The sequence below is a fragment of the Mycolicibacterium arcueilense genome (genome assembly GCF_058536225.1).
This window is the reverse complement of sequence record NZ_JBZTYL010000018.1, coordinates 12,483-33,678: the sequence shown is the minus strand read 5'-3', so window position 1 is coordinate 33,678 and position 21,196 is coordinate 12,483. Positions and strand designations below refer to the sequence as shown.

At 64.3% G+C, this 21,196-nt stretch carries 17 protein-coding genes; 8 read left to right on the top strand and 9 right to left on the bottom strand.

Annotation, left to right across the window (positions count from 1 at the left end):
- The first annotated feature begins 157 nt into the window (after nucleotides 1–157).
- Nucleotides 158–436, top strand: coding sequence for a hypothetical protein (locus AC4LGL_RS19950; RefSeq protein ID WP_065052401.1), 279 nt, complete (start codon nucleotides 158–160; stop codon nucleotides 434–436).
- Between the two features lie 207 nt (nucleotides 437–643).
- On the opposite strand, the gene AC4LGL_RS19945 is transcribed toward AC4LGL_RS19950, so the two are convergent.
- A complete protein-coding gene (locus AC4LGL_RS19945; protein WP_065052399.1) occupies nucleotides 644–937 on the bottom strand; it encodes a hypothetical protein in 294 nt (97 codons plus the stop codon).
- Nucleotides 938–1,363: 426 nt separating this feature from the next.
- Here AC4LGL_RS19945 and ctaE point away from each other — a divergent pair, with 426 nt between their 5' ends.
- Entirely contained in the window at nucleotides 1,364–1,960 is a 597-nt protein-coding gene (ctaE, locus tag AC4LGL_RS19940; protein ID WP_065052397.1) for an aa3-type cytochrome oxidase subunit III, read from the top strand.
- A gap of 129 nt (nucleotides 1,961–2,089) precedes the next feature.
- Here the strand turns inward: ctaE and AC4LGL_RS19935 are convergent, their stop codons facing one another.
- The 3 genes from AC4LGL_RS19935 to AC4LGL_RS19925 form a co-directional block, all read right to left on the bottom strand.
- Nucleotides 2,090–2,785 carry a M56 family metallopeptidase gene (locus AC4LGL_RS19935; RefSeq protein ID WP_225594323.1) on the bottom strand — a complete coding sequence of 232 codons (696 nt, stop codon included), beginning with the start codon at nucleotides 2,783–2,785 and terminating at the stop codon, nucleotides 2,090–2,092.
- A 221-nt stretch (nucleotides 2,786–3,006) separates the two neighbouring features.
- A complete protein-coding gene (locus tag AC4LGL_RS19930; protein WP_065052394.1) occupies nucleotides 3,007–3,402 on the bottom strand; it encodes a BlaI/MecI/CopY family transcriptional regulator in 396 nt (131 codons plus the stop codon).
- A gap of 560 nt (nucleotides 3,403–3,962) precedes the next feature.
- On the bottom strand, nucleotides 3,963–4,727 hold the full coding sequence (locus AC4LGL_RS19925) for a response regulator transcription factor (protein ID WP_065052392.1): 765 nt from the start codon (nucleotides 4,725–4,727) through the stop codon (nucleotides 3,963–3,965).
- Between the two features lie 480 nt (nucleotides 4,728–5,207).
- Between AC4LGL_RS19925 and AC4LGL_RS19920 the strand changes: the two genes are divergently transcribed.
- The 6 genes from AC4LGL_RS19920 to AC4LGL_RS19895 all read left to right on the top strand — a co-directional run bounded on the left by AC4LGL_RS19920 (nucleotide 5,208) and on the right by AC4LGL_RS19895 (nucleotide 12,558).
- Nucleotides 5,208–7,373: a SulP family inorganic anion transporter gene (locus tag AC4LGL_RS19920; protein WP_065052390.1), complete on the top strand. Its 2,166-nt coding sequence runs from the start codon at nucleotides 5,208–5,210 to the stop codon at nucleotides 7,371–7,373.
- Between the two features lie 421 nt (nucleotides 7,374–7,794).
- A complete protein-coding gene (locus AC4LGL_RS19915; RefSeq protein ID WP_065052388.1) occupies nucleotides 7,795–8,049 on the top strand; it encodes a hypothetical protein in 255 nt (84 codons plus the stop codon).
- The gene (locus AC4LGL_RS19910; RefSeq protein WP_225594324.1) at nucleotides 8,043–9,353 is read left to right on the top strand and encodes an alpha/beta hydrolase; all 1,311 of its coding nucleotides are present in this window, start codon (nucleotides 8,043–8,045) and stop codon (nucleotides 9,351–9,353) included. Before AC4LGL_RS19915 ends, AC4LGL_RS19910 begins: the two co-directional genes overlap by 7 nt.
- Before the next feature lie 403 nt (nucleotides 9,354–9,756).
- The gene (locus AC4LGL_RS19905; protein ID WP_074415823.1) at nucleotides 9,757–10,110 is read left to right on the top strand and encodes a TFIIB-type zinc ribbon-containing protein; all 354 of its coding nucleotides are present in this window, start codon (nucleotides 9,757–9,759) and stop codon (nucleotides 10,108–10,110) included.
- Between the two features lie 503 nt (nucleotides 10,111–10,613).
- Nucleotides 10,614–11,516 (top strand): cation diffusion facilitator family transporter, encoded by a 903-nt coding sequence (locus AC4LGL_RS19900; RefSeq protein WP_065052384.1) that lies wholly within the window; start codon nucleotides 10,614–10,616, stop codon nucleotides 11,514–11,516.
- Between the two features lie 718 nt (nucleotides 11,517–12,234).
- Nucleotides 12,235–12,558, top strand: a complete 324-nt coding sequence (locus AC4LGL_RS19895) for a hypothetical protein (protein WP_019348707.1) — start codon at nucleotides 12,235–12,237, stop codon at nucleotides 12,556–12,558.
- A 339-nt stretch (nucleotides 12,559–12,897) separates the two neighbouring features.
- Here AC4LGL_RS19895 and ctaD read toward each other — a convergent pair whose 3' ends face one another.
- The 5 genes from ctaD to AC4LGL_RS19870 all read right to left on the bottom strand — a co-directional run bounded on the left by ctaD (nucleotide 12,898) and on the right by AC4LGL_RS19870 (nucleotide 21,145).
- Nucleotides 12,898–14,628, bottom strand: a complete 1,731-nt coding sequence (gene ctaD / locus AC4LGL_RS19890; protein WP_065052380.1) for an aa3-type cytochrome oxidase subunit I — start codon at nucleotides 14,626–14,628, stop codon at nucleotides 12,898–12,900.
- Nucleotides 14,629–14,845: 217 nt separating this feature from the next.
- Nucleotides 14,846–15,070, bottom strand: coding sequence for a hypothetical protein (locus AC4LGL_RS19885; RefSeq protein ID WP_065052378.1), 225 nt, complete (start codon nucleotides 15,068–15,070; stop codon nucleotides 14,846–14,848).
- Between the two features lie 621 nt (nucleotides 15,071–15,691).
- Nucleotides 15,692–17,632, bottom strand: a complete 1,941-nt coding sequence (locus AC4LGL_RS19880) for a cytochrome c oxidase assembly protein (protein ID WP_372461372.1) — start codon at nucleotides 17,630–17,632, stop codon at nucleotides 15,692–15,694.
- A 58-nt stretch (nucleotides 17,633–17,690) separates the two neighbouring features.
- Complete coding sequence (locus AC4LGL_RS19875) at nucleotides 17,691–20,105, bottom strand: heavy metal translocating P-type ATPase (protein ID WP_065052375.1); 2,415 nt, start codon at nucleotides 20,103–20,105, stop codon at nucleotides 17,691–17,693.
- A gap of 350 nt (nucleotides 20,106–20,455) precedes the next feature.
- Nucleotides 20,456–21,145, bottom strand: coding sequence for an MspA family porin (locus tag AC4LGL_RS19870; RefSeq protein ID WP_065052373.1), 690 nt, complete (start codon nucleotides 21,143–21,145; stop codon nucleotides 20,456–20,458).
- Between the last annotated feature and the right edge of the window lie 51 nt (nucleotides 21,146–21,196).

Below are 21,196 nucleotides of genomic sequence, written 5' to 3'. Positions count from 1 at the left end.
CCCTACAGTGGACCACGACCCACCAACCCCAAGCCGCATAGCGACTGGACCACCAAACGGGTCCCCCTCACCAGGATGCATTTCGGAGTCGATTGCCTAGCTTGCGCGGGCTTTGAGTGGCCGACGCACAGAAGTGGGAAGGCGTACGCTTCGCCCCATGACCGCCCAGAATGGCTCTATTGGCCCTCCCGAGGGAGCTGTCCACGTCGATGCCTGGGAAGGGCCGGCGGACGACCGCTTCCGATTCTTCCGAGGCACTCGCCGTGGTGAGCGTGCGGCCGTGGAGATTGTTGGGTTCCAGTTCGCCTACGGGCGCGTTGAGCGGGTGGCTCATCTTCATGCTGACCATATAGATCTGAAGGTGACCGACATCGAGAGTCTCGTCGCAGACCTGTCGGCTGCCAGAGATGAAATCCAGAGCCTGGAGAAGGATTGACGTTACGGCGTCAGCATTGAAAACGCCTCTTGCGCAGGGCTGGTGCCCACCGCGGCAAGCAGGGGCATCAGGCTGACTACCGGGTGCTTATCCCGCAGAAGGCGCGCGCTTTCGCAACCGCAGCACATTAGACGTTTCGTTTCCGCGCCAGCGATTTGCGGATTGAGGTCCTCGACAAAGAGGGCATTTCCAGGGTTCGTCGTGAGCTCATGGATCCGATCCTCGCGCCGCCCACTGCGTGGTCGGCGCACTGTGGGCCAGGCGCCCCCCGGGAACAACAACCTCGGCGAGGCGGTGGGTGAAATAGCCGGTGCCGCAACCCACATCGAGAACATCAGCGCCGGGCCCCGCGCCGCTGGCGATCACCAGCTCACCCCAGATTTGGGCGCGGCGGCCGAGAAACGCGATGTCGGTCAATGATTCATACAGGTAGGGATGTCGGACCAACCCGCGATCGTCATCATCGGCGATGCTGGCGTGCGGTTTGAGACTCAAAGCCATCGAGGATGCTCCCGGTGATCCACGCTTACCCCGCCGACAACGACAACCCCGCCGAGCAACACCGCCACAACCAGGACTCCCCCGCCACAGAACATCGCCACTGACTCAGCCAGCACCGATAATGCTCAGGCGCATGGGTGGGTCAACACTCGAAGAACCAACGCGGGTCAACTTCCAGAAACCACGAAGCCTTCCCGGGAATTGCTGGCATCAACGGACCCGATCCGACCATGCTCACACAGGCCCATGCCAGCACTCGGATGTCGGCGCGACAATGCGCTCCAGCTGGGCACGAGCACTACATACCGTTCTAGATTGCCTTGTGACCCACAGTAACCCGTCGCAGGCACCGCGAATCTACCATTTTAGATAGTACTATCCTGAAGCGTAGATCCGCGATCGCTCGCCCGGAATCAAAGGGATGCCATGACCTCTGCAACCGCGATCACTGCGCGCGTGCATTCACTGAATCGCCCCAACATGGTGGCGGTGGGCACCATCGTATGGTTGTCCAGTGAGTTGATGTTCTTTGCGGGCCTGTTCGCGATGTACTTCACCGCCCGCGCCCAGGCAGGTGAAAATTGGCCACCACCTCCTACCGAGCTGAACCTCGCGCTGGCCGTCCCGGTAACTCTGGTTCTCATCGCCTCGTCGTTCACCTGCCAGATGGGCGTATTCGCAGCTGAACGAGGTGACGTCTTCGGGCTGCGCCGCTGGTATGTCGTGACATTCGTGATGGGATTGTTTTTCGTGCTCGGCCAGGGCTACGAATATCTCAATCTGGTCGACGAGGGCACCACGATGGCCAGCAGCGCCTACGGTTCGGTGTTCTACATCACGACCGGATTCCATGGCCTGCATGTGATTGGCGGCCTGGTCGCCTTCATCTTGTTGCTTGCCCGCACAAAGATGAGCAAGTTCACCCCGGCGCAGGCAACCGCTGCCATTGTGGTGTCCTACTACTGGCATTTCGTCGACATTGTGTGGATAGCCCTGTTCGCCACCATCTACTTCGTTAGGTGATCCCGCAATAGGGCGCGGTGACCGGGCGTGCACGGTCTCACTGCCCTTGAGGGGGACCCGTGAGCGCAGAACCGCGCAGCACCACGACGACTGACCGTGCGGGGCTACCCCGCACGGTCATAGGGTGGTTCAACGATGGCAGAGCAACGTGATCACAACAGGTGCGCCAGTGATCATCGTCAACGTCCCCGACAGCGCCAGGCGGTGGACGAATTGCGACATCCATCCGACGGGTGTGCTCAAGCGAACGGCGCGAGCGGTCACGGCGGTGGCGGCGGCCCCCAGCGTGACACCCGCTACTACTGGGGAATGCCCGGCCAGCCGGGCCAGCCCGCTCAACAGCGGCTCGCGCCCGTGGCGCCGCGCGGCGGAGTCGTCGGCGCGCATCTCAACTAACGCGCCGACCGCGTGTACCGACGCCGAAAACAAGGGAAGGCGTGGCATCGCAGTCGCCAACGCCCGCAGCAGCATGAGCAACTCGGTGTGGCGACCCGCTACGTGGGCCTGCTCATGGGCAAGCAGCGCGGCCAATTCGTCGTCGTCAAGAGTCTGGACGGCGCCGGAGGTGACCACAATGGTGTGCGGTCGGCCTGCCACGCAGTACGCAGTGGGCTCGTCGGTCAGTAGGACCACCACCCCGGGGTCGTCTGTGGCCAAACCGGCAATGCGCGCCGCATCAGCATGTTCGCGGCTGCGCCTGCAGAACTGTCGTAGCGTCCCGACCACACGCCGCGCCACGATCGCTGAGGTGGCCAGCGCCGCCGCGCCGACCACCACCAAGGCCACATGACCTGCCCATCCCACGTGGTTGAGCGCCAGAAGCATGTCCAGGCAGTACCTCACCCGTCCGGCGGGATGGACTGAGGCAAGTTCGCGCAACACAGTGAACCCCGCCGTAAGCCACACCCCCACGGCGAGGCCAATCACCGTTAACCACACCGTCACCGACAGCCGTGGACTGCGGCCACTGCGGGTCAGCCGGTAAAGTACGGGAGGACCCTGCCAGGTCAACACCGCGCCGTACAGCAAGAGGCAGAAGGCGGCGTTCATGACGGTGGACGTCGACGCGCGGCTTTGCGCAGCGCTGAGCGGATCTGGGCAGACTCTTCGTCATTGATCTTGGTGAGGAAGAAGTTCAGAACAAGGTCGGCGTCTCCACCGGTGTGCAACGCCTCACGCATGAGGTCGGCCGAACGCTCCTCACGCGTCATCGCGGGCCAGTAGCTGTAGGCCCTGCCCACCCGCTCGCGTCTCAACCAGTGTTTGCGGTGCAAGTTGTCCATGGTGGACATCACCGTCGTGTACGCGATATCGCGCTGCTGGGATAACTCGTCGAATACGTCGCGCACCGTTACCGGTTCGGCGTAGGACCACACCGTGTCCATGACAACAGCCTCCAAGTCGCCGAATCCTCGCTGCTGGCCCAGAACGACCACTCCCATCCCCTCGTGCGGTGCCGGCACGACGCCGTTGCTGTGAGGCTAGCGGCTCGCCGTGCCTTGCACCATCGCTGGCCCCGCCCCACACGCTGCTGAGCCGTCGCGACAGAACCCGAACACCACCTCACCCACGTTCTGCACTGGTGAGGTAAAACTACGCACTTCGCTAGTAGGTGGTGAGAGCCCTGTTCGCAACCCCCGAGGTGCTACAACTCGCCCCACAGTCGCGACCGTGAAAAGCGCACCCGGGCGCCGACACGTCGAATTCACCGCGCAGCGCTTTTCTCACCTGTACGACAACAACTTACGTATGACCTGCGTAGATGGCGGACGCGGGCATGTTCCTCGACGTGATGAACCAGCGGCGTAGGGAAACAATCATGATTGAGCCGGTGCCGGCTTGCCTGTTCGCGGGACTTGTCGGGGTGGCGCGGTCTCCGGCCATCGGCCCTGACCGAACCGCAACGCGTTCCGCTTCGGTGTCAGAAGTGAACCAGCACTCAGAGGTGGGGTGGACTAACGATCGGCTTGCGCGCAGGTCAGGCTGTCGCAATCCCTCGCGATCATCTGAGCATGTAGCCGATGCCGCGCACAGTGTGGATCATCGGCTCGCGGTCGCTGTCGATCTTTTTGCGCAGGTAGGAGATGTAGAGGTCGACGATGCTGGACTTGCCGCCGAACCCGTAGTTCCACACCCGGTCCAGGATCTCGGCGCGGCTCAGCGCTCGGCGCGGGTTACGCATGAGGTAGCGCAGCAGTTCGAACTCGGTCACGGTGAGGTTGATCGGTTCACCGGCCCGGGTGACCTCGCGGCTGGCCCCGTCGAGCACCAAATCGCCGACCTCCAGGGTTTCATCGGAGACCGGCGTGGTGTGGCTGGAGCGGCGCAGCAACCCGCGCAGCCGGGCCACCAACTCCTCGAGGCTGAACGGTTTGGTCATGTAGTCATCGGCACCGGCGGTCAGTCCCGATACCCGGTCCAGCACCGAATCCCGGGCGGTCAAAAACAGCGTGGGCGTGTAGCCGTCGGCCTCACGAACCCGCTGCAGGATCTGCAGACCGTCGATATCGGGCAGCATGATGTCGAGCACCAAGACGTCGGGTTCGATCTCGTCGAACTTCGCTACCGCGTCGTGGCCGCTGTGCGCCACGTCGACTTCCCAGCCCTCGTAGTGCAGGGCCATCTTGACCAGGTTGGTCAGCGCCGGCTCATCATCGACCAGCAACACCCGGATTGCTGATCCATCGGTGCGGTGGATCTTCGGCAGCTGTCCGAGGATGGCCTGGCGGGGTTGCTGGGCACGGGGAGGAACCGACATCGCCGTCATATTTCCATTGTGCGGAGTGCATAGGCCCGCGTCACGGAGTTCATATCGAGTTCTAAGGAAACGCTGTAGATATCAGACACCGCGACCCTACTGCCTGTGAAAAATTTCGGTGATCCATATGAAAATCGGTGCAAAATAAACGGCTTCGCCCAATGGGGTGAACCGCGCGGTGCTGGTGATTGGGTTTGGATGCCGCCATTTCGCTGTCCTATCAGGCATATTGAGTGTTATGCGCATCCCCGAAATATTTGGGTTCTCTATGCATGTCACGAATTTCCTTGCACCTGCCCTGGGCGATAAATACCCTCGGCCTTAGCAATTGGGTGTTGCCGAGTTCCAACGGGTCTAGAAACGGGCCCGGGTTGTGCTGCGCTCCAACGCCTTTCGAAGTTGTCTACTGACAACGGCGTCAAATAACTTTGTGTGGACTCGCAACGAGGCGGGTACGCACAATCTTCAACTCCAGTACGGAGGCGCGCAATGCAGCAAACCACCCAACTGTCCGACCGGGTCCGGGCGATCTTGCGATACGACCTGCCCGCCTCACTGGTGGTGTTCCTGGTCGCCCTGCCGTTGTCGCTGGGTATCGCCGTCGCCTCGGGCGCTCCCGTTCTGGCCGGCATCATCGCCGCGATCGTCGGCGGCATCCTCGTCGGCATTCTGGGCGGATCACCGCTGCAGGTCAGCGGCCCCGCGGCGGGCCTGACCGTGGTGGTCGCCGGACTGATCTCGCAGTTCGGCTGGGCGGTCACCTGCGCGATCACCGTGTGCGCGGGCGTCCTGCAGGTGCTGTTCGGCCTGAGCAAGGTGGCGCGCGCCGCACTGGCCATCTCCCCCGTCGTGGTGCACGCGATGCTGGCCGGCATCGGCATCACCATCGCCCTGCAGCAGATCCACGTGCTGCTCGGCGGCAGTTCCAACAGCTCGGCCTGGGCCAATGTCACCGCACTGCCCGGAAAACTGATCAACGCTCACGGCCACGGTGTCGTTTTGGGCAGCCTGGTGATCGCCATCCTGGTGGCGTGGCGCTGGGCACCCAAAGCGGTGAGGAAGGTGCCCGGTCCGCTGGTGGCGATCGTCGGCGTCACCGCACTGTCGCTGCTGCCGGCTTTCGGTGACGTCACCCGCATCCAGATCAACGGCTCCCTGATCGACGCGCTGTCCCTGCCCTCCCTGCCCCAGGGCAACTGGGGCGCGTTCGCCGCCGGTGTGCTCACCGTCGCACTGATCGCCAGCGTCGAGAGCCTGCTGTCGGCGGTGTCGGTGGACCGCCTGCACACCGGCCCGCGCACCAACTTCGATCGCGAGATGATCGGCCAGGGCACGGCCAACATGGTTTCGGGCGCCATCGGCGGGCTGCCCGTCACCGGTGTCATCGTGCGCAGCTCCACCAACGTCGCCGCCGGAGCCCGCACCCGGGCGTCCGCGATCCTGCACGGTGTGTGGATCCTGGCCTTCGCCGTGCCGTTCGCCGGCCTGGCCCAGATGATCCCGACCGCCGCCCTGGCCGGCCTGCTGATCGTCATCGGCTGCCAGCTGGTCAAGCGCGCCCACATCGAAACCGCCTGGCGCACAGGCGACCTCGCCGTCTACGCGGTAACAGTGGCCGGCGTGGTGTTCCTCAACCTGCTCGAAGGCGTGCTGATCGGCCTCGCGCTGGCGGTCGCGCTGACCGTGTGGCGGGTGGTGCGCACCAACATCGTCTCCGAGCCCACCGGTACCGACACCTGGCGCGTCGCCATCGAAGGCTCCTGCACCTTCCTGTCCCTCCCCCGCCTGACGAGCGCGCTGGCGCAGGTGCCGACCGGCACCGCGGTGACCGTGGAGCTGTCGGTCGACTTCTTCGACCACGCCGCCCACGAGACCATCGAAGCGTGGCAGCGCCAGCATGTGGTCACCGGTGGCACCGTCGACATCCACGACGTCGGTGCGGTTGAGATGGGCAGCGCCGTCGCCGGTCCGCCGATGCGTGGCTTCACACCGTTCGACAAGCGCTCCGGCGTGGTGCCGTGGAGCTCCTGGCAGCGCGAAGAGACGGCTTCGGTGCTGCACGGCCTGGCCGCCTACCACCGTCGCACCGCCCCGGTGCTGCGCCCGCACATGCAGGAGCTGGCGCACGCCCAGCGGCCCGAGACACTGTTCCTCACCTGTGCCGATTCGCGGGTCGTGCCCAACGTCATCACCAGCAGCGGCCCGGGCGATCTGTTCACGGTGCGCAATATCGGCAACATGATCCCGGCCGGGCAGGCCGACGCGTCGATCGAAGCCGCCATCGCGTTCGCCGTCGGCAAGCTCAGCGTCACCTCGATCGTGGTGTGCGGGCACTCCAGCTGCGGTGCGATGACCGCGATGCTGGGCAAGACCGACGCGGGCGACAAGCACCTGGAATCCTGGCTGGCCCATGGCGATCCGTCGATCACGGCCTTCGACGAGGGTAATCACCCTGTTGCGCAGTCCGCGGCCGAGGCCGGCTTCGGAACGGTGGATCAGCTGTCGATGGTCAACATCGCGGTGCAGGTACAGACGCTGCAGGCCCACCCCTTGGCGCGGCGGGTCAACGTGATCGGCCTGTTCTACGACATCGCCAGCGCGGCCGTGATGCAGGTGACCCCCACCCAGGTCAAATCACTTGTCGGCGCCGCCTAAATGAAGACCGCACACGGGCTCACACAGAGGCCGAGTGCTCGCACCTACGCGGATCGTCAAAACACGGGAGTGGAAAGCGATTCCGAAAGCTAATGGGCCGCATGCCTCGGCCCTGCACCTCATCGACGAATGCCTCGCGCGCCGGTGATCGCCGACGACGCGCAGATTCCATGCCCGCCGTCGAGGGCTTCGATACTCAACGGCCGGCCGGTGTCAGGATGTTCCTTGCGCCGCCGTGAGCGGCGCACTGCCGATGTCATTGTCTGGCCGCCGATCCCCGCAACTACGTAGTGCGGCAGTACGTATGAAGTACAGTTGTTATCAGCGAGGTGGTGACGGAGACTGCGAGCGCTGGTCGCGGTTGCAGACACCCTTGTCCCCGATACCGCACGGCAGCCGATCGATCATTACGGAGGATCTCTTGGTAGCCGAAGCGCTCCGAGTCGGAGAACTCAACCTTGTGCTCCCGCGGCGGATCGATGCGCTTGACGTGGCGGTGCCACGGCACAACTTCACCGAGCTGCCCCGGATCCGTTCGGAGCGCCCGGTGTTCGAGCGACACTGCCCGCACATGGTCGAGCTGATCCCCTCCGAGGCCCACGTGGGCCGCACACATCACCCAGAACTCACCAACGACGCAAACGACCTGCGGCTCAACGGTGCAGCGCGGTGCTGAACTGGGCATTGTTGTCCGGTCCGTTCCCGGTCCTGCTGCGTTTGGCCGGAATCGGAGCCGCCGCATTGCTATTGGCTCAAATGGTCTTGGCGCCCCGCCGTGCGTGTACCAAGGCGGTGATGTTGGCTGGGTGCGCGCTGGTGGCTGTGATCACCACTGTCATCGTCGCCGACCTGGCACGCAACGAGTGGAAGCTGTTTCCCGACCGCCTGCAACCGCTGATATACGTGTGGGCTGGGGTGTCGGTGTTCGCTGTGACGGTCGTGGCAGTCGGTGGGTTCCTCGCACCGGGCATGCGTCGTATGCTGTGGTCGGCCGCCGCCGCGGCGGTCGTCGTCTTAGCCTGTGCCAATCAAGTCAATGTGATATTCGCTGCCTATCCCACGCTGGCCGATGCGGTGGGGGCCCGGCGCTTCAGCTATGTCGCGCTGCCCGAAGTCGTGAAGCGTCCACCGCGACTGTTGGCCGACGTCGGCCCGATCGCGATGCGCTGGTCACCTCCACCCGGGTTACCGCGCGGGGGCAAACTGTCTTCAGCGCCGATCCCGGGGTCGCTGTCGGGCTTTCCTGCGCGCAATGCCGAACTCTACTTTCCACCAGCCTTTTTCGCCGATCCCCGCCCCCAACTGCCAGTGCTGATTCTGGTACCAGGACAGCCCGGATCACCGCAGGACTGGCTGCGCGGCGGCAAACTCGTCCAGACTTTCGATGAGTTCGCAAAAGCCCACCGCGGTCTGGCGCCGGTGGTAGTCGTCGTCGATGGCACCGGGAGCCCCTTCGGCAACCCCCTATGTTTGGATTCGCGGCTCGGCAATGCCGCCAGTTACATCGCCCGCGACGTCCCGGCCTGGATCAAGGCCAATCTTGCTGTCGATCAAGAACCGCAAGCGTGGGCCGTCGGCGGCGCCTCCTACGGTGGAACCTGCGCGCTTCAGCTCGCCACAAATTACCCTGACGTCTACCCCACCTTCCTCGACATATCCGGGGGCCCTGAGCCCAGCTTGGGCGATCAGTCTCAGACCATCGCCGAAGCATTCGGCGGCGATAAGGCAGCGTTCCAACGCATCAACCCGTTGGATTTGCTGCGTGCGCGCCGCTACCCCGACAGCGCAGGAGCGGTGGTGGTCGGCGCCGACGACCGCGACACCAAGGCAGAAGCCCGCGCCGTCTACGACGCCACCCGAGCCGCTGGCATGAACACCACCTACCGCGAAGTGCCCGGCGGCCATGACTGGCAAGTGTTCTCCACCGCCTTGATGCGTGAATTACCTTGGCTTGCACAACGAACAGGGCTCACGCAGTAATAAAGCGCCGCGTCGCCGGTGACGATCGTCGACGAACGTGCAGGCGCAGTTCGTCGCGGACCGACGCAGAGCGGCTGGATCGGGTTGCCGGCGGACAAGCCGTAGGCAGGTCGATGACAATTGCCGTCGCCCGGGGTTGAAGGCAGAAACGCGTCCGGCCCCGCCGAAATTGGCGACCAAACGTGATCCACCGAGAGCGCTGAAATCAATGGGCGCCAACGCAACCCCCCAGAACGCGTTGAACCGGCCTTCATCCTCACCTGCATGTGACCGCGGGAGTGCCCCCGCGCTCGGTTACCCGCCGGCCCGCTCGGGAAAGTCGATTCAGTGGGTCGCGGCGCAAATGCGCACGCGCGCATAGACTGACGGTACTGATGACAACCGATACAGAAGGGGGCCGAAGATGACACAGTCATCGAGTTCAGTGCCTTCCGGAGGCGGCGGAGCAGCAGTGCTCTGCCCGAAATGCAGCTCACAGATGTTGGCGGTGCAACGGTTCGGGGTGGAGATCGACCAGTGCACCGGATGCGGCGGAATATTTCTCGACCGGGGCGAGCTTGAAGTTCTCGCGCAGGCCGAATCGAAGTTCTATGCCGCAGCTGCCCAACCGCCGGCTCCGCCGGCACCGCCGCCGCAGCAGTACCCACCACCTCAGCAGTACCCACCGCAGCCCTACCAACAGGGCGGCTTCCTCGGCTCCTTGTTCGGGGGCGGAGGTTACGACAGCCACCACGGTCGCCGATACGGTCACCACTGAGCACAGCGGTGGATTCTGTAGGGGTGCTCTGCAATAAAGCCAGAGGTAACCACGGCGGACGTATTGTCCAGTCCGTCGGCCGGGGGTCGATCACTGCAGTAGAGCGGGGCGGCCTCCCGCTGCGGCGGACGCTCTCGGCCAGGCCCGTGACGGGTTGCCACGTAGATCCCGACCGCGGATTCTTGCGACATCGCAGTCAACGAGACGATGGCCATCGCGGACTTGACCGACCAAGTGTGTGAAACCGTCCGGTCCGGTGATGCCCCTACCGACTGCTGGTGCTGGTCGGCGCACGTTGCTGGGCTGGTCCGGTCAGCCGAGATCGCTTTTGAGGTGCACACCGGCTTTCGATGTTGGTGCGCGTTACCGCAGTGCCAATTCGATCCCCGTGATCCCATGACAGCGCGCGGGCGACCATTAGGATTGGCCCACTGGACGAGGCAGTCAAGACCGCCAAGAGATTTCACCGCGGGCCCTGTCCGCGTTTTTTAGGGAGGCAGGTCGTGGGGCAAGGACAAGGGCACGGTTCGGCCGTCTCGGCGAGCGCCAAACACGTCAAGCGGTTATGGGCAGCGCTAGCGCTCACCGGGGGCTACCTCTTGGTCGAGCTGATCGGTGGAATCATCACCGGCTCGCTGGCTCTGATATCTGATGCCGCACACATGGGCACCGACGTACTGGGGATCAGTATGGCGCTGGCGGCGATCTACTTCGCTCGGCGCCCCGCAACCGGTCAGCGGTCCTATGGCACCTACCGGCTGGAAGTGCTTGCCGCGCTGGGCAATGGACTGCTGCTGTTCGGTGTAGCGGGCTACATCCTGTATGAGGCATACGAGCGGTTCCGGGAGCCGCCGGACGTCCTGGGTGTGCCGATGCTCATCGTTGCGATAGTCGGGCTGGCGGTCAACGCCACGAGCTTCTGGCTGCTCACCGCTGGGGCCAAGGAGAGCCTCAACGTCAAGGGCGCCTACCTAGAGGTGCTGTCGGACATGTTGGGCTCCATCGGCGTGATCGTCGCGGCAGTCATCGTGACCGTAACGGGGTGGCGGTATGCCGATCCGATTGTCGGCGCCGCGATCGGCCTGTTCATCTTGCCCCGCACCGCTGCGCTGATGCGCGAGGCGTTTTGGATCATCATGGAGTTCGCCCCGCGGGGGCTCGACGTGGACGAGGTCCAACGCAAGCTTGAAAAGGTATCGGGCGTGCGTGCCGTACACGATCTGCACGTCTGGACGCTGACCGCAGGTATGGAAACCGCAACGGCGCACATCGTGGTCGAGCCCGACGGTGAGTACGCCGCCGTTCTGCAAGCGGTACGCGACCTGCTGGCACGCGAATACTCGATCACTCACATCACCATCCAATGCGAACCGGACGGCTTCAACGAGACCCCATCCTCGATCTGAAACCACCCGGTAACGGCCTCATCCTGCATCCTGCATCCCGCACACACGCTATTCCCCGCTGGTTGGGCGGGGCCCCTGGGGCTGCACTTGGCCATCCGCATGGGTGAGCGTGTTCGTGCCGGCAGTCTTGACGATCACTGCGATCGACGGCCGGCGCCGATCCGCCGTTGTGATCACCGCCGTCGTCGGACTAGCGGCAACCTCCTTGCCGACCGCGAGATTTGTATCCCCGTTTGGCGCCAACAAGCTGCCGGAGGCCTGCCGTCCCCGGAGCTAGCCGCTGCGAACTTCGGGTTGAGGTGTCGCATCGAAATGGCCAATGAGTGACCGATAATGCGTCGTTGCTGCATTGGGACCAATTGACGCAGTGCTATGACGTTCATCCACATGACCGGTCGCGTCGCGGGAAGAGTGCGGACCGGCTGATTACCTCGACGATCGCCAGGAGCTTGGCCCAGGAGCGCATCCGGTTGCAGGCCAAGCTTTTCACATATTTTGACACCGCCGAGCAGCCAATTGTTGGTTGTTGACACGTTGTTCGACAGGACGATGATTTACGAAATGCTAGGTAAATGATATGTGACTGTATTGTTCGGAGCCGTTAGAAAGGCATTCGATATGAATATCCGATCGGTCGGCCAACCTGAACATATTATGGCCACGAGGTTAATGGTCCGGACAATGCGTCGGTTGAATCCCGACGAAAGGAGAAGTCTCAATGACCTATCGAAAGCGCCGTAAGACAACGTCACTTCTTGTCGGCGCCGCGGCGAGCATCGTCGCGGTGGGCTTAGCGGGCCCGGCTGGCGCGGCGCCCACCGCGCAGCAGAGTGCGCAGGCCACCATTGGCATGTTGCAGGCGCAAGGCTTCCACGTCATGATCAGCAAGATTGGCGACGGGCCCATCGACCAATGCACCGTGAAAGCTGTCCGCCCCGGACGTAAGGCGTCTCAACTAACGAATCCGCCCATCCGGGCGGGTGTTCGCAATCAACCTCCGGCATCACCAACCGTCTACGTCGACCTTGCCTGCAAGCCGTAGGGCCGCGAGTCCCTGACTCTTGCAGCGGGAGTCAGGGCGGGCGCTATCGGGGCCGTGATTCCTACACCGGTCACCATCACCAAGTCCAAACGGCGTTCCCTGTGGCCGAGTCGATTCCTATAGTCCTTCTCGGCCGTGCACGACGCGAAATCTATTCTGCGATTGCCCGATCCGCCGCTGTGATGCCGGCGGTTCGGGCATCGCCGTTGAATCCCGGATTTTGTTGCCGGGTTGGCCCGACCGTTGCCATGTGTCTGAGGTGTTGACTCTCATCCCGAGAGGTGTTGAGCGGGCACTGGTTTCGATTGCCTTCTGGCCTCGCACCGGCTGTGGTGCAACCTAGGCAGAGGTGTGCGCGTTGGGTGTGAGCTCTGGGTGATGCGTGCGGCCCACGTGGGCCTCGGCGCGCATCCGCTCGACCATGTGCGGGTAGTGCAGCTCGAACGCGGGGCGCTCCGAACGGATCCGGGGCAGCTCGGTGAAGTTGTGCCGCGGGGGCGGGCAGGAGGTCGCCCACTCCAGCGAGTTGCCGTAACCCCAGGGGTCGTCGACCGTCACCGGCTCGCCGTAGCGCCAGCTCTTGAACACGTTCCACACGAACGGCAGCGTCGAGATGCCCAGGATGAAGGCACCGATGGTGGAGATCACGTTGAGCGTGGTGAAGCCGTCGCTGGGCAGGTAGTCGGCGTAGCGACGCGGCATGCCCTCGTTGCCGACCCAGTGCTGCACCAGGAAGGTGGTGTGGAAGCCGATGAAGGTCAGCCAGAAGTGCAGCTTGCCCAGGCGTTCGTCGAGCAGACGTCCGGTCATCTTCGGGAACCAGAAGTAGATGCCCGCGTAGGTGGCGAACACGATGGTGCCGAAGAGCACGTAGTGGAAGTGCGCGATGACGAAGTAGCTGTCGGTGACGTGGAAGTCGATCGGAGGGCTGGCCAGCAGCACGCCGGACAGGCCACCGAGCAGGAAGGTGATCAGGAAGCCGACCGAGAACAGCATCGGCGTCTCGAAGGTCAGCTGGCCCTTCCACATGGTGCCGATCCAGTTGAAGAACTTGATGCCGGTCGGGACGGCGATCAGGAACGTCATGAAGGAGAAGAACGGCAGCAGGACCGCGCCGGTGGCGTACATGTGGTGTGCCCACACGGCGACCGACAGGGCCGCGATGCTGATGGTGGCGTAGATCAGGGTGGTGTAACCGAAGATCGGCTTGCGGCTGAACACCGGGAAGATCTCGGACACGATGCCGAAGAACGGCAGCGCGATGATGTACACCTCGGGGTGGCCGAAGAACCAGAATAGGTGCTGCCACAGCAGGACGCCGCCGTTGGCGGGGTCGTAGATGTGTGCGCCCAGGTGGCGGTCGGCGGCCAGGCCGAACAGTGCGGCGGTCAGGATCGGGAATGCGATCAGCACCAGGATCGAGGTCACCAGGATGTTCCAGGTGAAGATCGGCATCCGGAACATCGTCATACCCGGCGCGCGCATGCACACGATGGTGGTGATCATGTTGACGCCACCGAGGATGGTGCCCAGACCACCGACGGCCAGGCCCAGGATCCACAGGTCACCGCCGGCTCCCGGGGAGTGGATGGCGTCGGTCAGCGGCGAGTAGGCCGTCCAACCGAAGTCGGCGGCACCGCCGGGGGTGATGAACCCGCCCATGGCGATCAGCGCGCCGAACAGGAACAGCCAGAACGACAGGGCGTTCAACCGCGGGAACGCCACGTCGGGCGCGCCGATCTGCAGCGGGAGCACCAGGTTGGCGAACCCGAACACGATCGGGGTGGCGTAGAACAGCAGCATCACTGTGCCGTGCATGGTGAACAGCTGGTTGAACTGCTCATTGCTCAGGAATTGCAACCCGGGCATCGCCAGTTCCGTACGCATGAACAGTGCCATCAGACCGCCGATGAAGAAGAAGGCGAAGCAGACGACGCAGTACATGATGCCGATCAGCTTGTGATCGGTCGTCGTGATGAGCTTGTAGATCAGGTTGCCCTTGGGGCCCATCCGTTCCGGAAAAGGACGACGTGCCTCGAGTTCTCCGATTGGGGGCGCTTCGGCTACCAAGAGATCCTCCGTAATGATCGATCGCGGGCCGTGCGGTATCGGGGACAAGCGTGTCTGTAACCGCGACCAGCGCTCGCAGTCTCCGTCACCACCTCGCTGATAACAACTGTACTTCATACGTACTGCCGTACTACGTAGTTGCGGGGATCGGCGGCCAGACAATGACATCGGCAGTGCGCCGCTCACGGCGGCGCAGGGCACATAATCACTTTCCCACTCACACCGTGCGGTCATCCACGGAGCTGCGAGCATTCCGCGTTTCTGTGAGAACGTCGGCGACCACCACGGTCAGGCTGGCCATGGGCTCGCTGACCTGTAGCGGTGATCCGCCCCGGGCGTACCGGCGGAACACGTTGCGGCTGATGCCGTAGTAACGGCAGGTGGCCGCGCCGGCACGGCCACACATGCAGCGCTGCGGTGCGCACAGGTGCGTCAGCGGCATCAACGACGCCCGAGCGCAGATCGGCCAGGAAGGACCGCACCGGGTGCGGTGGCCGGACCCACGACCGTCACCGCGAGGTCCAAACGCAGCGTCCGCTCGGCCCGAACCTGCTCAGAGCGCTGCCGCATGTCACCGGTGCTGCCGGAACGCAGTTGATCGCGATAAACGAATCCTGCGACTGGGGCGCTTCGGCCACCAACACAACCTCCATAACGATCGATCGCGGGTCGTGTGCCTTAGCGTCAGACCATCTTGCCCGCGCAGAAGAGGAGCACCGACCTGCAACGCGTTCTACTATACAAGTACGTACTTCGCACGCGCACAGTTCCACACAGCGTGCAGGAGTCCTCACCCATCGGCTGAGGCGGTCATGGGCGGGAGTTTTTGCGCGCCTGCAGTCAGCACCGCGCACCGAGGCGGCTAGGGCGTCAGACGATGGCACCCGGGCAAAGGTACTTGCTCGGCGGTGAACACAGATGGCATCGGCGCGGGCGGGATCGGTGGCGGCTTAGGGCCCGGCTGCCAGCATCTATGCGATTGCGGCGCCAGGGGGCGACCACACGCCGCAACTAAGCAAGCTTGCCGGCAGCGCACCTCTGGTAGCGGTGCCAGAGCTGCGATTCAGCGCCGGTTTCGGGCGAGCTCACGCAGCATCGCGTTGTAAGCGTCGAGTTCGTCGTCGTACCCGCGGTCGCTGTGGCGGTCGTCCCGGGCTCCTGCTCGGCGGTCTTGGCGTGCCCACTGGGTCACCAGTGCTATCACCACGATGATCACCGGCAGCTCGCTCGAACCCCACGCGATGGCGCCGCCCAGGTGTTGGTCATCGGAGATGCTCTGCAGCCAGGGCAGATTGACGGACCGGTAGAAGCTCTCACCCAGCGATGAGGTCATCGTCATGGTGGCGATACCGAAGAAGGCGTGGAAGGGCATGACGGCGAACAGGAGCCCGAGCCGCCCGAGGAAGGGCAGGCGCCGCGGTCCGGGGTCGATGCCGATGATTCCCCAGTAGTACAGGTAGCCGGTGAGCAGGAAGTGCACGCTCATGAGCTCGTGGCCCCAGTGATACCGGATCAGGGTGTCGAACAGGGGGGTGAAGTAGACGAGGTACAGCGATCCGACGAACAGGAGGAAGGCCGTGACTGGGTGCGACAGGAACCGGGTCACGGGCGCGTGCACGAACCACACCAGCCACTCGCGGGGTCCCGGCGCCCCGCCTTTCTGCGCGGCGGGCAGGACCCGTAGAGCGAGGGTGACGGGTGCGCCGAGCACCAGCAGCACGGGGACGAACATGTTCAGTGCCATGTGCTCGCCCATGTGCACGCTGAACATCGCTGAGCCGTAGGCCCGCACTCCGGAGCTCGTGGTGATCAGCAGGGCCGCGCAACCCAGGGTCCAGGCGATGGTGCGTCCCACCTGCCAGTGATCCCCGCGCCGGCGCAGCAGAGCCACGGCGACGAGATAGCCCAGCGCAGCCACGATGGCCGCGGTCCCGATAAACGGGTCGAAGCGCCATACCGTCAGCAAGCCCACGACGTCGGGCGCATCGGTGAGCTGGTAGCCCAGGAAAATGTCCCACGTCGAGAACTCCTGCATGGCAAACCGCGGCGGGATACTGGTCGAGGCCACCGCCACCGCCGCACCGGCGACGACCAGCGCGACCGCAGACCCGATGTCGACCGGGCCCGCCGCACCGCGGCGAAAGGCTAACAAAGCACCGTCAACGAGCAATACCAGCATCAGCATGGCCCCCGCCGCCAGCACTGCCCACCCGTATCTGGAATCCCAGATCGGCGTGCCCCCCAACCCCAGGGTCGCCAGCAGCAGACCGTAACCCACAGCGACTGCTGCGCACACGACGTGCAGGACGCGGATTCGGTGCGGAACGTCTCGGTTGAGGGCCGCCACCATCGTGGTGCCGGTCAAGACCGCCAGCGCCAGCGCAAACACGATCACAGCGCTTGTCGCGATGTCGTGATCGGGGCCCTGCCCGGCGTTACCGGTCACCGGCACCGCAACCACCGCAACAGCAGCGGGCATTAAGGCCAGGCAATGACCGATCCAACGCAACGTGAATCGTATCCATACGGCCAGCACGACGGCGCAGCCCGCACTGACGCACCATCCCAGCGCGGCCTCTGACGCCACGATCGCATTGACGAAATCGACTCGGCGGACCAGTTTTCCGAGCGGTATCCCGGCCTCGGCCGCCGAGACAAGCAGCACCATCGCCACTGAGCACACCGCCCACAGGATGGCCACGCGTTCGATCCACCTGTGAACACCAAACGCGGCGACGTCGATGCGGCCGCTGGCACTGGGCTTGGCGGTGACCACGATCCACACGAGCGCACCCAGACAAAACGCGCCGGCCAGCGTCGCTGCCCAGTATCCGACCAACTGGCCCGTCGTCGTTACCGGCCCGGGCGCCACGATGCCGGCGTCGCCCACCGTCGCGGCACCTACCCTGGGGACCACCATCACCAGCATCACCGCGACGACCGGCACACTGCCCAGCACAATCCACCGGCTAACCGCAGTTGCCGACATGTGCGCGCCTGTCATTGCTCCCCCGCCGGATCCGACCGGCCCGCGAATCCCACCAGCTGCAGGTCTGGTTCCATCAGCCTTGCTCACGCAACGCAAGAAGCCGCAGCGCGTTCGCCACCACAATGAGTGTGGACCCCTCATGGATAAGCACCGCTGGACCGATACCCAGACCGAAGATTGTTGCGGGAATGAGCAGAGCCACCACGCCTAGGCTCGCCCACAAGTTCTGCGCGATGATCCTGTTCGATCGTCGGCTGATCTTGACGGCGAACGGGAGGGCTTTCAGGTCGTCAGCCATGAGCGCAATATCGGCGGTTTCCAGCGCGACATCGGATCCCGCAGCCCCCATGGCGATTCCGACGTTTGCTGAGGCCAGCGCTGGGGCGTCGTTCACACCGTCACCGACCATCGCCACGAGGCCGCACTGGTCGCGTAGACGCTTGATCTCGGTGACTTTGTCTTCGGGCATCAGGTCGCCCCGAGCCTGCAGGATGCCGATCTCGGCCGCGACCGCGTCGGCTACTCGCTGATTGTCACCGGACAACATGACCGTGGTCTTGACGCCGAGCTGTGTGAGGCGCCCGACGACATCGACAGCTTCGCCGCGGGCGGTGTCCATGACCCCGATGGCACCAAGCCACCGTCCCCCAGCACGAACCAGCATGGTGGTGCGGCCGGATCGTTCCAGCGCAGCGATGTCCTCAGCCATCGCGGCGGGCAGCTCGTCGGCCTCGTCGAACAGTTCCCGCTTGCCGATCCGGACTTTGACGCCCTCCACGTCGGCGGTCACGCCACGGCCGGTCACCGCTTGTACATCGGTCGCGCGTGGAAGCTCGTTGTCGCCCAACAGAGTCGAGCCGTCCCGCACGATCGCGCGTGCCAGTGGATGATCGCTCTGTTGTTCCACAGACACGGCGATCGCCAACAGTTCAGTGCGGTCGGCACCGTCGGCGACGACGACGTCGGCGATACGTGGCATCCCTTGGGTGAGGGTTCCGGTCTTGTCAAACGCGACGGCATCGACGCGGCCCAGTGTCTCCAGGGCGGCGCCACCTTTGATGAGGACACCGCTGCGGGCAGCGCGGGCGACGGCCGACAGAACGGCACTCGGTGTGGCGATGGCCAGGGCGCACGGACTGGCCGCGACCAAGACTGCCAGCGCCCGGTAAACCGTCGCGCTGAACGGCTCGTCGATGACCCACCCCGCACACAGCAACAAGCCCACCACGACGAGCACGGCCGGCACGAAGATCCGCTGAAACTTGTCGGTGAAACGCTGGGTGGGAGACACCTCAACCTGAGCCTCAGACACCAGCCGGACCACGCGCGACAGCGTCGAGTCGGCCGCCAGCCGGGTGACCTGGATCTCGATGGCGCCCGCACCGTTGATCGTGCCGGCATACACCCGCGAGGAGCTGTCCACCTGCTCGGGTGCCGCTGAGGCCTGGCGCACATCGGTAACGGGCAGTTTGTCGACCGCAACACTTTCACCAGTGACGGGTGCTTGGTCCACGCTGCTCGTGCCGGCGACGACGAAGCCATCGGCGGCGATACGCGCGTTGGGCCGGATCACCACGACGTCACCGACCCGCAGCTGCTCGACGGGAACTTCGACGGTTTCGCCGGTCCGGTCGCGGCGCACGAGGGCTGTCTTGGGAGCAAGATCGGCCAGAGCCTCGATGGCGCGCCGCGCGCGCCCCATCGCGTATCCCTCCAGGGCATGGCCGATGCTGAACAGGAACAGCAGCAGCGCCCCTTCGGCGACCTCGCCCAACGCGGCCGCGCCGGCGGCCGCCACCAGCATCAAGAAATCGATCTCGAAGCGCTTGGCGCGCACGCTCTGCCACGCTTCCTGCGCGGTGAAGAAGGCACCGAGTACGAAAGCGAGCCCGTAGAAGACCATCTCCACGCTGCGCGGCGTATCGGCAAACGATGCCAGCAGGAAGCCGGTGAGCAAGGATGCGCCTGACAGGCCGGCAAAAATCAGTTCACTGCGTTCGCCGAAGATCATCCCCCAGCCGTGCTCGTGATCACCGTGGTCTTCCTCGACCGGGGCGGCGACAGGCGAGGGAGTGTGGCCACCGGTGATCACGGCCACCAGTTCGTCGGCAGTGATCCGGTCACGCTCGAACTCGATTCGCAAACCGTCGGTCTCGGTGCTGGTCTCCACCACTCCGGGCAGCGCATCGAGCCGGCCGACCAGCGATTGAATGTCTCCCGGACGCGCGGCGAGGTCTGCAGCGGCCCAACGCAAATGCCCGTACTGGGCATCGATCTTGGACGCGATGCGGCGGGTGTGCTGCTCGACATCGGCGGCGGTCATCGCCGAGTCGTAGTGCACACACAGCCTCGACGTGCCGGCGTCGGCGAGCAGGTGGGCATGCTCAATACGGGAATCGGCCGTCAGATCGCGCACTAATCGGTCAACGCAACGATCGTCACTGTCGGGCAGCAACCCGTCGATGTCCAATGGCAGCTTGTCAGTCATCGCCCCATCCCCCAGGCCGCGGCCCTTCGCAACTCATGCATACATTGCAATATTACGATAAATTGGCTAGATGGCAATGCCTCGCCGACATGTCCGGACCGGCAACGTCGACAGCAGGCGGCCACCAACTACTGAGTAAGATAGTAGCAACGTGACGCCACCTTTTCGACTCCCGGCAGCCATGCATAGCCGCGCCGGCGGGATGCTGGGTCGCGCTTGGCAATTGGGGCAAGCCGACGTTCGGCAAGGGTGTGAAGCCTGCACGACGGCCCCGGCATGCCGGTGATCGGAGGGCTGATTGACCCGCGGACACACATCCGAGATTGCCGGCGATCGCCCAGAGCCTGAGGTCAGACGGTTTTGGTCACGCCGTAATAGGCGACGATGTCTTGGGTGCCGGTGGTGGCGCTGGTCAGCTTGGCATACGACCGCAGAAACGACTGCCCGACGCAGCCGTCAATCTTGATGTGTACATCTTTGAGCGTGACGCGCGACTTCGTGCCCTCGAACTTCTTCTGGGTGACCGACACGTTGAGCACCTCGCCGGGCTTGGGTCTGACTTCCACGTTGCCCTGGATGGGCACGCTGATGCTGCCGAGGCCGGACCGGCTGATCGATGACGTCAGGCCAAGGCTTCCGGTCAGGCGCACAGCGCTCAGTTCGATACCGCAGCCAATCTGATACCCCGCTTCTAGGGTGCCGCCTTTCAAGGTAGTGCGGCCCGCACCCTCGACGCTGCCGGTAAAGGTGCCGCCGGCCAAGTACTCACGCGAGGACAGCGCGGTGGTCAACGGCGGGATCGGCAACTGGGTCTCGTCTGTGGCGGCCAGTTTCAGGGTCCAATCGTCCGGTGTCGTGACCACAGTGGGTTCGCCGGAGGCCACGATTCCACTGTCTGGTGGTGGGCCCTGTTCGGCTTGGGGTGCAGAGGCAGCGTCAGCGGGTCCGGGCGGTGGGGCGGGTTCGGGAGCGGCCAGGACGGTTGGTGCCATGATCACCAGTGCACTGGCTGAGACTAGAGGGGCAAGAATTTTCAGCATGGGGTGTGTGAGACCTCTCGGTGCGGAATCGACAAGAGCGAGTTCGGATTT

Excerpts from the sequence above, each read along its gene's own strand:
- AC4LGL_RS19950 (WP_065052401.1), top strand. The coding sequence starts at position 158 with ATGACCGCCCAGAATGGCTCTATTGGCCCTCCCGAGGGAGCTGTCCAC.
- AC4LGL_RS19945 (WP_065052399.1), bottom strand. The coding sequence starts at position 937 with ATGGCTTTGAGTCTCAAACCGCACGCCAGCATCGCCGATGATGACGAT.
- ctaE (WP_065052397.1), top strand. The coding sequence starts at position 1,364 with ATGACCTCTGCAACCGCGATCACTGCGCGCGTGCATTCACTGAATCGC.
- AC4LGL_RS19935 (WP_225594323.1), bottom strand. The coding sequence starts at position 2,785 with ATGCTTCTGGCGCTCAACCACGTGGGATGGGCAGGTCATGTGGCCTTG.
- AC4LGL_RS19930 (WP_065052394.1), bottom strand. The coding sequence starts at position 3,402 with ATGGGAGTGGTCGTTCTGGGCCAGCAGCGAGGATTCGGCGACTTGGAG.
- AC4LGL_RS19925 (WP_065052392.1), bottom strand. The coding sequence starts at position 4,727 with ATGACGGCGATGTCGGTTCCTCCCCGTGCCCAGCAACCCCGCCAGGCC.
- AC4LGL_RS19920 (WP_065052390.1), top strand. The coding sequence starts at position 5,208 with ATGCAGCAAACCACCCAACTGTCCGACCGGGTCCGGGCGATCTTGCGA.
- AC4LGL_RS19905 (WP_074415823.1), top strand. The coding sequence starts at position 9,757 with ATGACACAGTCATCGAGTTCAGTGCCTTCCGGAGGCGGCGGAGCAGCA.
- AC4LGL_RS19895 (WP_019348707.1), top strand. The coding sequence starts at position 12,235 with ATGACCTATCGAAAGCGCCGTAAGACAACGTCACTTCTTGTCGGCGCC.
- AC4LGL_RS19885 (WP_065052378.1), bottom strand. The coding sequence starts at position 15,070 with ATGCCGCTGACGCACCTGTGCGCACCGCAGCGCTGCATGTGTGGCCGT.
- AC4LGL_RS19880 (WP_372461372.1), bottom strand. The coding sequence starts at position 17,632 with ATGACAGGCGCGCACATGTCGGCAACTGCGGTTAGCCGGTGGATTGTG.
- AC4LGL_RS19875 (WP_065052375.1), bottom strand. The coding sequence starts at position 20,105 with ATGACTGACAAGCTGCCATTGGACATCGACGGGTTGCTGCCCGACAGT.
- AC4LGL_RS19870 (WP_065052373.1), bottom strand. The coding sequence starts at position 21,145 with ATGCTGAAAATTCTTGCCCCTCTAGTCTCAGCCAGTGCACTGGTGATC.